The 12,382-nt window shown below is 70.0% G+C and carries 9 protein-coding genes; 5 read left to right on the forward strand and 4 right to left on the reverse strand.

Annotated elements, in window-relative coordinates; genetic code table 11:
• Positions 1 to 711: a glutathione binding-like protein gene (locus BVG12_RS31935; protein WP_075795926.1), complete on the reverse strand. Its 711-nt coding sequence runs from the start codon at positions 709 to 711 to the stop codon at positions 1 to 3.
• A 100-nt stretch (positions 712 to 811) separates the two neighbouring features.
• Here BVG12_RS31935 and tssF point away from each other — a divergent pair, with 100 nt between their 5' ends.
• From tssF to BVG12_RS31950, 3 genes are read left to right on the forward strand one after another with little or no spacing between them, the layout of a single operon-like run.
• Positions 812 to 2,638, forward strand: coding sequence for a type VI secretion system baseplate subunit TssF (gene tssF / locus BVG12_RS31940; protein WP_075795927.1), 1,827 nt, complete (start codon positions 812 to 814; stop codon positions 2,636 to 2,638).
• Positions 2,629 to 3,639 (forward strand): type VI secretion system baseplate subunit TssG, encoded by a 1,011-nt coding sequence (gene tssG / locus BVG12_RS31945; RefSeq protein WP_075795928.1) that lies wholly within the window; start codon positions 2,629 to 2,631, stop codon positions 3,637 to 3,639. Before tssF ends, tssG begins: the two co-directional genes overlap by 10 nt.
• Before the next feature lie 54 nt (positions 3,640 to 3,693).
• Positions 3,694 to 6,135 carry a heavy metal translocating P-type ATPase gene (locus BVG12_RS31950; protein WP_075795929.1) on the forward strand — a complete coding sequence of 814 codons (2,442 nt, stop codon included), beginning with the start codon at positions 3,694 to 3,696 and terminating at the stop codon, positions 6,133 to 6,135.
• Position 6,136: 1 nt separating this feature from the next.
• Here the strand turns inward: BVG12_RS31950 and BVG12_RS31955 are convergent, their stop codons facing one another.
• Positions 6,137 to 6,631, reverse strand: coding sequence for a hypothetical protein (locus tag BVG12_RS31955; RefSeq protein ID WP_156895793.1), 495 nt, complete (start codon positions 6,629 to 6,631; stop codon positions 6,137 to 6,139).
• Between the two features lie 211 nt (positions 6,632 to 6,842).
• Here BVG12_RS31955 and BVG12_RS31960 point away from each other — a divergent pair, with 211 nt between their 5' ends.
• The gene (locus tag BVG12_RS31960) at positions 6,843 to 7,196 is read left to right on the forward strand and encodes a hypothetical protein (protein WP_075795931.1); all 354 of its coding nucleotides are present in this window, start codon (positions 6,843 to 6,845) and stop codon (positions 7,194 to 7,196) included.
• Between the two features lie 22 nt (positions 7,197 to 7,218).
• On the opposite strand, the gene BVG12_RS31965 is transcribed toward BVG12_RS31960, so the two are convergent.
• Positions 7,219 to 8,157 (reverse strand): cation diffusion facilitator family transporter, encoded by a 939-nt coding sequence (locus BVG12_RS31965; RefSeq protein WP_075795932.1) that lies wholly within the window; start codon positions 8,155 to 8,157, stop codon positions 7,219 to 7,221.
• A 79-nt stretch (positions 8,158 to 8,236) separates the two neighbouring features.
• Here BVG12_RS31965 and BVG12_RS31970 point away from each other — a divergent pair, with 79 nt between their 5' ends.
• Positions 8,237 to 10,927: a bifunctional acetate--CoA ligase family protein/GNAT family N-acetyltransferase gene (locus tag BVG12_RS31970; RefSeq protein WP_075795933.1), complete on the forward strand. Its 2,691-nt coding sequence runs from the start codon at positions 8,237 to 8,239 to the stop codon at positions 10,925 to 10,927.
• Between the two features lie 184 nt (positions 10,928 to 11,111).
• On the opposite strand, the gene BVG12_RS31975 is transcribed toward BVG12_RS31970, so the two are convergent.
• Entirely contained in the window at positions 11,112 to 12,377 is a 1,266-nt protein-coding gene (locus tag BVG12_RS31975) for a DEAD/DEAH box helicase (protein ID WP_075795934.1), read from the reverse strand.
• Positions 12,378 to 12,382: the final 5 nt, after the last annotated feature.

Genomic DNA, 12,382 nt, shown 5'->3' on the forward strand with positions numbered 1-12,382 from the left:
TTACGCTGCCTCCGCGCGCGGAATCTGCAGCCCTTCGGCGACGGCCGGGCGGGCGCGGAACGCTTCCAGCACGCGGCCCACTTCCGGGAAGCGGTCGAAGCCGACGATCTCGCCCGCGTCGTAGAAACCGACCAGGTTGTTCACCCACGGGAAGGTCGCGATGTCGGCGATCGTGTACTCGTCGCCCATGATCCAGTCGCGGCCCTTCAGGTGCACGTCCAGCACGCCCAGCAGGCGCTTCACCTCGTGCACATAGCGGTCGCGCGGGCGCTTGTCCTCGTACTCGCGGCCGGCGAACTTGTGGAAGAACCCCAGCTGGCCGAACATCGGACCGATGCCGCCCATCTGGAACATCAGCCACTGGATGGTCTCGTAGCGCCGGGCCGGATCCGCGGGCAGCAGCTGGCCGGTCTTCTCCGCCAGGTACAGCAGGATCGCGCCGGACTCGAACAGCGCCAGCGGCTTGCCGCCCGGGCCGTTCGGGTCGATGATCGCGGGGATCTTGTTGTTCGGGTTCAGCGACATGAATTCCGGCGTGGTCTGCTCGTTCTTGTCGAACGCGATGCGGTGTACCTCATACGGCAGCTTGACCTCTTCGAGCATGATCGACACCTTGACGCCGTTCGGCGTGGGCAGCGAATACAGCTGCAGGCGGTCGGGGTACTGTGCGGGCCATCGTTGCGTGATGAGGAATTGGTTCAGGTCGGTCACTGCGGTTCTCCTGTCGATTGGACTGCGTTGATTGTACTCAAGATAGGCTGTTCCGCCGGGTGGGAGCATACATCTTGGCCTTGGGCAACGATGGGGAGCCATGGACGAGCTGCTGCGCTACTACGAGGAAGAGCTGGGACTGTTCGGCCAGTTCGCGCGCGAATTCCGCGCCCGCTACCCGAAGCTGGCCGGCGACCTGCACGTGAGCGGCGAGACGTGGGACGATCCCGGCGTGGCGCGTCTCATCCAATCCGTCGCGTTGCTGTCCGCCCGCATCAACAAGCGTCTCGACGACGACTATCCCAAGTTCACGGAAGCCTTGCTGGACAGCCTGTATCCCCATTACCTGCGACCGCTGCCGTCGTATTCCGTCGTGCAGGTGGGCTGCCGGACGCCCGCCGAGGTGCCGGACAACCCGTCCGTGCTCGCGCGCGGCACGATGCTCCGGACCAGTGCAGGCACGGACGCGCCGTGCCTGTTCCGCACCGTCTACGATGTGCTGCTGGCGCCGCTCGCGGTGGCGCGGCTCGCGTTCGTCCCGCTGCTCGACGTGCCGCGCGCGCTGCGCGCGCCGCGCGGGGCGGCCAGCGGCATCAGCCTCGCCATCGAGGTGACGCGCGCCGGGCTCGGGTTCGAGCGCCTGCCGGCGGCGCTGCGGTTGTTCGCCGACGGCGAGGCATCGACGCGCGCCGCGCTCATCGATGCGCTGTTCCTGCGCGCTGCCTTCGCCTGGCTGCAGCCGGAAGGCGACAAGGGATGGCTGCCGCTGGACCGCGTGCCGTTGCGGTTGGCGGGCCTGGCCGATGACGACGCGATGCTGCCGTATCCCGCGCGCTCGCATCCGGCGCCGCGCCTGCTGACGGAGTATTTCTGTTACCCGGAAAAATTCAACTTCATCGACGTCGACCTGGCCGCGCTGCGCGACCTGCTGCCGCCGCGCTGCCGCCGTTTCACCCTGCACGTGGCGCTGTCCGGCATCGCCCCCGATTCCGATGCGGCCCGCCTGCTGGCCGGACTGGACGCGCGCAACCTGCTGCCCGGCTGCACCCCCGTCATCAATCTGTTTCCCAAGGCCGGCGCACCGTTGCAACTCGCCTACACGAGCGCCGACTACCCGCTGCTGGCCGATTGGGCCCACGCGGGGGCGTACGAGATCCACAGCGTGGATGCGGTCCGTCTCGTGCGCGAGGGCGCGGTGACGCCGTTCGCGCCCCTGTACGCGCCCGGCGGCGATGGCAGCGCGAACGGCACGCACCACTGGATCGCGCGCCGCGACCATGCGACGGCGAGCATCAGCCCAGGCCACGAGATGCGCATCGCCCTCGTCGACGGCGATTTCCGCCCGCTCGACGCGGCCGGCGCGACCCTGTCCACCGAACTGACCTGCAGCAACCGCGATGTGCCGTCGCGCCTGCCGTACGGCCAGCCGCAGGGCGACTTGCGCAGCGATGAGCTGTCGGCCCTGGCCCCGGTGCGCATGTTGCGCAAACCGACGCCCAGCCGCCGCTTCGCCGGCGCGCGCGGCACGCACTGGCGCCTGATCGCCCATCTGGCGCTGAACCATGCCGGGCTGGCGATGGCCGGCCTGATTGATTTCCGCAAGATGCTCGCGCTGTACGATCTGCCGCGCTCTCCGGTGGCGCAGCGCCAGATCGCCGGCATCGTCGGGCTGGAGCACGGTACGGTGCGCGCGTGGATCGGCGCGGCGCCCGTGGCCAGCCTCACGCCCGGCATCGGCATCCGGCTCACCGTCGACGAAGACGCCTTCGCCGGCACCGGCCTGTATCCGTTCGTGCAGGTGCTCGACCATTATTTTGCCCTGCACGGCCAGCTCAATTGCTTCACCCGGCTGGAGGTCGTGTCGCACCAGACCGGCCGCGAAATCCTCGCCTGCGCTCCGCGGACGAGCGGCGGCGGATGGACCTGATCGCCCGCCTGCTGGCCGAGCCCCAGCGCTTCGACTTCGTCCAGGCCGTGCGCCTGCTGCTGCTGGCGCTGCAAGGGCAGGGCATTCCCGCGCACCGCGCGCTCGCCCGCCACCTGCGCTTTACCAACAGCGTCGCGCTGGCGTTCCCGCCCAGCCAGGTCGAGGCGGCCGCGCGCGAGCCGGACGGCTATCGCCTCACGCCCAGCTTCATGGGCCTGCTGGGCGCGCACGGGGCGCTGCCGCTGCACGTGACGGAGCGCATCCTCGCGCTGCCGGCGGACGGGCCGGAGGCGCGAGCCACCCGCGCGTTCCTCGACATGTTCAGCACGCGCATGCTCGCGCTGTGGTATCGGGCGTGGCAGAAATACCGGGTCGAACACCTCGTGGCCGGCCCGCGCGACGGATACCTGCCGCTGCTGCTGGCGCTGGCCGGCGTGCCGGCCGGGGGCACGTTCGCGGCCGACGGCGTGCCCGATACCGCGCTGGCGGCGTTCGCCGGCGTGCTGCGCCGGCGGCCCGTGCCGGCGGCCGTGCTGAGCCGGGTACTGGCCAGCCACTTCGGCGTGGCCGTCGGTGTGCAGGAAGGCATCGGCCGCTGGGACCGGCTCGCGTCCTGCGAGCAGAGCGTCCTCGGCGCCAACGTATTGCTAGGCCGCCGGGCGCTGCTGGGCGCGCGCAGCTGGCGCCCGGACCTGCGCGTGCGCGTGCGCATCGGCCCCCTCGACCGCGCCCGCTACGACCATTTCCTGCCCGGCGCGCCGGGCGCCCGCGCGCTGCGCAGGCTGTTGGGCCTGTTCGCCATACCGACGCTCGCCTACGACATCGTGCCCGTGCTGCGCCGGGCGGATCTGGGCCCCGTGCAACTGACGCCATGCGGCCGCCGGCTCGGCCTGGACAGCTATCTGCTGAGCGCACCCGCCACGGCCGACCGCGCGGACCTCTGCTACGAACTCCGCCCGCTCGATCCGCTGCCGCCGCTGCCCGCCGTAAAATCCTCTTGACCTTCCCATCGTGGGAAGGCATATCCTGTGCTGGCAATCACAGGAGAAGACGATATGGCACTCGACATCGACGTCGAAGGAATGACGTGCGCATCGTGCGTGGCGCGCGTGGAAAAGGCGCTCAAGGCCGTGCCGGGCGTGCGCGACGCGAGCGTGAACCTGGCCACGGAACGGGCGGCCGTGCAGGGCGATGGACTCGATGTGGCGGCCATCGTGGCCGCCGTCGAGCGGGCCGGTTACGCGGCGCGGCCGGCGGGATCGGGCAAGGCGGAGGCGCCCGCGGCGCGCGGCCTGCCGGCGTGGTGGCCCGTGGCAGTGGCCGCGCTGCTCAGCGTTCCGCTCATCGCGCCGATGCTTTTGTCTCCGTTCGGCATCGACTGGATGCTGCCCGGCTGGCTGCAACTGCTGCTGGCGACGCCCGTCCAATTCTGGCTCGGCGCGCGTTTTTACCGGGCCGGCTGGAAGGCCGTGCGCGCCGGCGCCGGCAATATGGATCTGCTGGTCGCCATCGGCACGTCGGCCGCGTACTTCCTGTCGCTGTATCAGTTGCTGAACGCGGGCTCGCATGCGATGCCGCACCTGTATTTCGAGTCCGCCGCCGTCGTCATCACGCTCGTCCTGCTCGGCAAATGGCTGGAGGGCCGCGCGCGCCACCAGACCGTCGCCGCCATCCGCGCGCTGGAAGCGTTGCGACCCGCCGAAGCCATCGTCCGGCGCGACGGCCGCGATACGGTCATTCCGTTGGCCGACCTGCGCGCCGGCGACCTGATGGTCGTGCGGCCGGGTGAGCGGGTGCCGGCCGACGGCCGCGTCACGGAAGGCGCGAGCCATCTCGACGAATCGCTGCTGACGGGCGAGAGCCTGCCCGTGGCGAAGGGCGCGGGCGACCGCGTGACGGGCGGCGCCGTCAATGGCGAAGGCCTGCTGCTCGTCGAAGCGACCGCCGTCGGCGCGGACAGCATGCTGGCCCGGATCATCCGCATGGTCGAGGATGCGCAGGCGGCGAAGGCCCCGATCCAGCGCCTCGTCGACAAGGTCAGCGCCGTGTTCGTGCCGGTCGTCCTGCTGATTTCACTCGTCACCTTGCTGGCCTGGGGCCTCGCCACCGGCGACTGGCAGCAGGCGTTGCTGAACGCCGTCGCCGTGCAGGTGATCGCGTGCCCGTGCGCGCTGGGCCTCGCCACGCCCACCGGGATCATGGTCGGGACGGGCGCGGCCGCGCGCCACGGCATCCTGATCAAGGACGCGGAAGCGCTGGAGACGGCGCACGCATTGCAGACGGTCGTGTTCGACAAGACCGGCACGCTGACGGAAGGCCGGCCGCGCGTCGTCGCGCTGGAAGGCAACGACACGCGCCGGCTGTTGGCGCTGGCCGCGGCCGTGCAGCAGGGCAGTGCGCACCCGCTGGCGCGCGCCGTGGCGGAGCTGGCGGCGGCGCGCGACGTGACCGCGCCCGTCGCGTCGGAGGCGGCCGCGCTGCCGGGCCGCGGCGTGCGGGCCCGCGTGGAGGGCGATGTCGTCTGGCTCGGCAACCGCCGCCTGCTGGACGAGATCGGGGCCGGGGCCGTGCTGCCGCCCGCGCTGGTCGCAGCCGCCGAACGCCATGAAGCGGAGGGCCGCACCGTGTCGTGGCTGGCCCGCGAACACGGCGGTGTGTTGGCCGTGGAAGGCGTGCTCGCATTCGGCGACCGCCTGAAGCCGACGAGCCGGGCCGCCATCGCCCGTTTGCGCGAACTCGGCGTGGACAGCATGATGCTCAGCGGCGACAACGAAGGCAGCGCGCGCGCCGTCGCCGAGTCGCTGGGCCTGACGCGCTGGGTCGCGCACGTGCAGCCGCAGGACAAGGCCGAGGTCGTGCGCGGCCTGATGCGCGAAGGGCGCAAGGTGGGCATGGTGGGCGACGGCATCAACGACGCGCCGGCGCTGGCGGCGGCCGACGTGGGCATCGCCATGGCCGGCGGCACGGACGTCGCGCTGCACACGGCCGCGATCACGCTGATGCGGGGCGACCCGCTGCTCGTGGCGGATGCCATCGACATCTCGGACCGCACCTGGCGCAAGATCCGCCAGAACCTGATGTGGGCTTTCGTCTACAACGTCGTCGGCATCCCCGTCGCGGCGCTCGGCCTGCTGAATCCCGTGCTGGCCGGGGCGGCGATGGCGGCAAGTTCCGTCAGCGTCGTCACCAATGCGCTGCTGCTGCGGCGCTGGCGGCCGGCGCCGCGTCCCTTTGGCGCCGAACCGATTTCAACCAACGGGGCGGAACCGCCCCAAGTACAAGGAGCACACACGATGTATGAATTGACCGTCGAAGACATGAGCTGCGGCCACTGCGTGGGCCGCGTCACCAAGTCCGTGCAGGCCATCGACAAGGATGCGAAGGTCGAGATCGACCTGCCGACCAAGAAGGTGAAGATCGACAGCACGGCCGACCTGGACACGATCGCGAAGGCGATCGATGCGACGGGTTATCCGGTCACGGCCAAAAGCGCGTGACTCACTCGATCTTCTTGACGAAGCCGACATAGATCCGCCGGACGATGAAGTGATCGAACCCGGTCTGGCGGAGTGTACGGGTCCCGGTGCGATAAGTCCGCACGCTGCCGTCGACGGCATCGTTCGCGTCGACCGTCAGGCCGGGCGTCTTGCCGAACGCATGCTTCCACGTCAGGTTCACGTTGCTGGTCGGCCCGAAGCGGCCGAGCGGCGTGATGCCGGCCGACCGGCCGTGCGCGTCGAGCGACACGTCGTCGCGGCCGGTGCCGTACGCGGCCCTGAGATTCAGGTAGCCCGACACGCCGTCCTGGCGCACGGGGCCGGCGACGTCGGGCGTGTCGAGCACCAGCGTGTCGCCGACCTGGTGGACGGTCTTGCCGAGCTGCCTGGCGACGGCTTCTTTCCTGGCCGTGACGGTGACCGTCGGGTCGGCGCGCACCGGTGCCGGCAGCGCGGCGACCCCGGACAGGACCGCGGGGGACATCGTCTTGAGCACGTCGTGTCCTTTCATCCGATGCAGCGGATTGTCGGGGACAACCGGCGCCGCCGGACGCGGCGTGTGACCAACTTCTCGTTCGGCGTGACGTGCGTGGCACCGTTGCATTTCGATGCGTCGCCCATCGTGGGGGTGATGCAAGAATGGACACACGTGGTAGCATGTTGATATGACGGGGAGATTACAGGCGGGTATGGGCATCTTGAGGCGCATGTTTGCAACACGGACCATCCAAAGCCGGCGCCAGGTCGGCGAGCGGGCCGCGCAGGTCATCGACCGGGTGATCTTCGACATGGGCGTCGACCGCCTCGTGCAGGGTACGTTCGGGCTCGATCGCCACTGCCGTCCGCACTTCTCCACTGCGCACGTGGCGCCCGGCCGCGACGGCGTCGCGGTGGCGCTGGCGCAGTTGGCCGAATGCGCCGCGCTGCGGGCCGCGGCCAACGACGATCCCGATCCGCTCACGCTCAGGACGCACCTGGACGCCGTGGTCGCGGGTCTGCTGCGCGAGTTCGAGGCCCGCTCGCCGCGCTTTCGCGCATTGCCCGCGGTAGCGGCCGCATAAGCCGCACAGGGCCGCATCGATGTCAGCGCATCGCCGAACGCAACGCGCCCGACTCGAAATAGATATGGCGGATGGCCGGATACGCGGCCGCCACCGCTTTCTCCACGCGCTCGATCGCCGCTTCCACTTCGTCGATGCGCATGCCGCGGTTGAATTGCACGGCGGCGGTCAACAGCACCTCGTCCGGCCCCAATTGCATGCTGAGCAGCTCGCCGACGTTCTGGATGGACGGGTCGGCGGCGAGGATCTCGCACACGCGCCGCGTGGCCTCAGTGCCGATGCCTTCGCCGACGAGCAGCGCGCCCGTCTCGCGCGCGAGGGCGAACGCGGCACCCACGAGCAACAGGCCGATCATGATCGACGCGGCCGGATCGAAATACGGGTTGTCGAACACAAAGCCCAGCGTGATGCCGACGGCCGCGATGGCGAGGCCCAGCAGGGCGGCCGTGTCCTCGATGAACACCGTGAACACGGACGCGTCCTTGCTGGTATGGACAGTCTGCCACAGCGAAGCGCCCGGTTTGCGCCGCTTGTTGAGCGCCCGCCGCGACACGTTCCAGCTATAGCCTTCGAAGCACGCGGAGACGGCCAGCACGACATAGTTCCACATCGGATCCTCGAGCGGCTCCGGATGGCGCAGGGCTTCGACGCCGTGATAGATGGAGAGTCCGCCGCCCAGCGAGAACACGGACAGCGCGACGAGCAGGGCCCAGAAATACAGCGCCTTGCCGTAGCCGAACGGATGGCGTTTGTCGGGCGGCTTTTCGCTGTTCCGTTCACCGATCAGCAGCAGGACCTCGTTGCCCGTGTCGACGGCCGAGTGGATGCCTTCGGCCAGCATGGCGGCGCTGCCCGTGATGGCGGCGACGATGAATTTGGCGGCGGCGATGTCCAGGTTCGCGAAGACGGCCGCGTAGATCACCTTGCGCGAGCCGCCGTCTTTCTGTTCCGTGTCCGTCATGGTGTAGAGTGCTCGGCTATGTGTCGAACCAAGTGTAGCCAATCCGCCGCGGGCGGCTTGCACGGCTGGGAGCGTGTCGATGAGCGTACGTAATCTCAAGCAGCTGTTCGCCCCGAAATCGGTGGCCCTCGTCGGGGCGTCGGAACGTCCCGGCAGCGTCGGCGCGACCATGCTGCGCAACCTGCGCGAAGGGGGATTCACGGGCAAGCTGTTTCCCGTGAACCCCAAGTACGACACGCTCGACGGCCTGCAGGTCTGGCCCGACGTGGCGCGCCTGCCGCAGGCGCCGGACCTGGCCATCATCTGCACGCCGCCGGCGACGATCCCCGGCATCGTGCGCGCGCTCGGCGAACTGGGCACGCGCGCCGCGATCGTGATGAGCGCCGGGGTGTCGACGACGCGCGATCTGCGCGGCCGCACGATCCGGCAAGCCATGCTGGACGCCGCCAACCCGTACCTGCTGCGCATCCTGGGCCCGAACAGTGCCGGCCTGCTGGCGCCCGGCATCGGCCTGAATGCGAGCATCGCGGTGGGCGGCGCGGCGGCGGGACGGATCGCGTTCGTGTCCGAATCGGGCGCGCTGATGGCAGGCGTGCTCGATTGGGCGCGCACGCGCAACGTCGGCTTTTCCACGTTCGTCGCCTTGGGCGACTCGTGCGACGTCGACTTCGGCGACGTGCTCGACTACCTGGCCAGCGACCCCGGCACGTCGGCGATCCTGCTGCATGCGGAGAGCGTGCGCTATGCCCGCAAATTCATGTCGGCCGCGCGCGCGGCGGCGCGCAGCAAGCCGACCCTGATGCTCAAGGCCGGACGCTCGCTGGAGGCGGCGACGGCCGGGGCCTGCCTGTCCGGCGTGCTGGCGCGGCCCGACGACGTGGTCGACGCCGCGATCCGCCGCGCCGGCATGCTGCGCGTGTACACGACCGACCAGCTGTTCGCGGCCGTGGAGACGCTGGCGCGCGCCAAGCCTTTGTTCGGCGAGCGGCTGGCCCTCCTGGGCAACGGTGCCGGCCCCGTCGTGCTGGCCGCCGACGCCTTGCAATACGGCGGCGGCCAACAGGCCGAATTGTCGGCGGAGACGGTGGCGAAGCTGCGCGAGCTCGTGCCCGAATGGAGCGGCAGCGGCGAGCTGAATCTGCGCGCCGACGCGCCGCCGGAACGCTACCGCGACGTCATCGAGGTGCTGCTGCACGACCCGCAGGCGAACGCGGTCGTGATGATCCACGCGCCGAACGCGGTGGTCGACCCGGCCGACGTGGCGCGCGCCGTGGCGCCGCTGGCGAAGGCGTCGTCGCGCAACGTGCTCGCGTGCTGGCTCGGCCTGCAGTCCGTGGGCGAGGCGCGCACGATCGCGTACGAGGCCGGCATGCCGGCCTACCGCACGCCGGAAGCGGCGGTGAACGGCTTCCTGCAGATCGTGCACTTCCGCCGCAACCAGCAGCTGCTGATGGAGGTCCCCGCGTCCATCGGCGATGGAGAACCGGACCGCGAACGTGCCCGCGCCCTGGTCCGCGCGGCATTGGAACGGGGACGCAGGACGGGCCGCTACCTGCTGGACGATCCGGACACGAAGGCGATCCTGGACGCCTACGGCATCCCGACCGTCCCCACGCGCGCGGCCGCGACGCCGGACGAGGCGGTGGCGATGGCCGGCGAGATCGGCTATCCGGTGGCGGTGAAAATCCTGTCGCCGGACGTGGCGCAGAAGTCGGACGTCGGCGGCGTCTCGCTCGACCTGGACACGCCGGAAGCCGTGCGCGCGGCGACGGAGCGGATGGCGAAGCGCCTCGCGGAACTGAAGCCGGACGCGCGCCTGGACGGCTTCATCGTGCAGGCGATGGCGCGCAACCCGGAAGCGCACGAATTGATCGCGGGCGCCGCGCTCGACCCCGTGTTCGGGCCCGTGATCCTGTTCGGCCAGGGCGGCCTCGCCGTGGAAGCCGTGAACGACCACGCCGTCGGCCTGCCGCCGCTGAACACGGTGCTGGCGCGCGACCTGATCTCGCGCACGCGCGTGGCGCGCCAGCTGGCCGGCTACCGCAACCATCCGGCCGCCGACCTCGATGCCATCGCCGCGGTGCTCGTCCAGGTGTCGCGCCTCGTGGCCGACGTGCCGGAGATCGTCGAGCTGGACATCAACCCGCTGCTGGCCGACGGCACGCGCGCCGTCGTGCTGGACGCGCGCATGCGCATCGCGATGGCCGACCGCGCCGGCAACGCCCTCGACCGCCTGGCGATCCGGCCGTATCCGGCCGAGCTGGAAGAATTCGTGGCATGGCAGGGGGAGACGATCCTGCTGCGCCCCATCCGCCCCGAGGACGGCGCCGCCCACGTCGCGTTCTTCGACGCCATGAGCCCGGACGACGTCCGCTACCGCATGTTCGTGCGCGTGCGCGAACTGCAGCCGGCGCAGCTGGCGCGCTTCACGCAGATCGACTACGACCGCGAGATGGCCTTCATCGCCACGCGCACCGGCCCGGACGGCCATCCCGAGACGCTGGGCGTGGGCCGCGTCGTCGCGGATCCCGACAATATGAGCGCGGAATTCGCGGTGACGGTGCGCTCGGACCTCAAGGGCAAAGGGCTGGGCGTCATGCTGATGAATAGACTCATCGCCTACTGCCGTGCGCGCGGCACCCGCGAGATCGTCGGCGAGGCGCTGCCGCAGAACGCGCCCGTCATCGGCCTCGTCAAGAAGCTCGGCTTCACGGTCGGGCCGGTGGACGAGGAAGAGGGCGTGAGGAAGTTCTGGTTGCCATTGCGCTAGGGTCCGTCTGTCTGGATCGGAAGGATGCTTGGCCCAAAGCGGCACGTCAGACCTTCAGCGTAAAAACCGTCGTTCCCGCGAAGGCGGGAACCCTAGCTGAAGTGCCGAATGCAGCCCGTCGAGGGACCGACGGCATTTTTGACCTACAAAATTCGATAACTCTGCAGAGCCGGGCCCTAACGCGTCAGCGCCGGAACCGCACGTCTTCCTGCACGACGGGCGCATCGCCCCGCGCATCCTTGACGCCTTTCGGCTTCTTCGGCTTCTTGGGTTTCTTGACGATGTCGCCGCTCGCCGTCGTCTGCGGCACGCGGTGCTCCGGCTCGAAGCCCGCTTCCTCCTTGCGCTGCAAGGCCTGCTTCGTCAGCGCCTCGATGGCGGCCAGCTGCTGCACTTCGTCCGCGCACACGAGCGAAACCGCGTCGCCCGACGCGCCCGCGCGGCCCGTGCGGCCGGTGCGGTGCACATAGTCTTCCGCCACGATCGGCAGGTCGACGTTGACGACGACGGGCAGTTCCTCGATGTCCAGGCCGCGCGCGGCGACATCGGTCGCGACGAGCACCCGGACCTCGCCCGCCTTGAAGCGGTCGAGCGCGCGCAGGCGGGCGGGCTGCGGCTTGTCGCCGTGGATCGAATCGGCCGCGATGCCTTTCGCTGCGAGCAGGTCGACGAGCTGGTCGACACCCTTGCGCGTCTTTACGAACGCGAGCACCTGGGGCCAGCCGTGGCGCGTCAAGAGGTGCAGGAACAGCTCCGGCTTGCGCTTCTTGTCGACCGGGACGATCCATTGGCGGATCGCCTTGACCGTCGTGTTGCGCGGCGTGGCCTCGATGCTGACGGGGGCGATCAGGAGCTTCGTCGCCAGCAGGCGGATCGGATCGGAGAACGTCGCCGAGAACAACAAGGTCTGGCGGCGCTTGGGCAGCAGCGCGAGCAGGTTGTCGATGTCGCGTGAGAACCCGAGGTCGAGCATGCGGTCCGCCTCGTCCAGCACGAGCGTCTGCACCTGGTTGAAGCGCACGGCGTTCTGGCGCTGCAGGTCGAGCAGGCGGCCGGGCGTGGCGACGAGGACGTCGACGCCTTTACGGAGCCGCATCATCTGCGGATTGATGCTGACGCCGCCGTACGCGACCATCGTGCGCAGCGGCAGCCCGGCCGCATAGGCGCGCACGCTCTCGTGCACCTGCTCGGCCAGTTCGCGCGTCGGCACGAGGATCAGCGAGCGCGCAGAATTGCTGGCGACCTCTCCACCATCCGTCACGAGGCGCTGCAGCAGCGGCAGGGCGAAGCCGGCCGTCTTGCCGGTGCCCGTCTGGGCGGCGGCCATGACGTCGCGTCCGGCCAGCACGGCGGGAATCGCCTGCGACTGGACGGCGGTGGGCGTGTGATAGGACAGCGAGGCGAGGGTGCGCGTGATCTGGTCGATCAGGCCGAGCGAAGCGAACGACATGGTGG

Source organism: Massilia putida (genome assembly GCF_001941825.1).
Classification (GTDB): Bacteria; Pseudomonadota; Gammaproteobacteria; order Burkholderiales; family Burkholderiaceae_D; genus Telluria; species Telluria putida.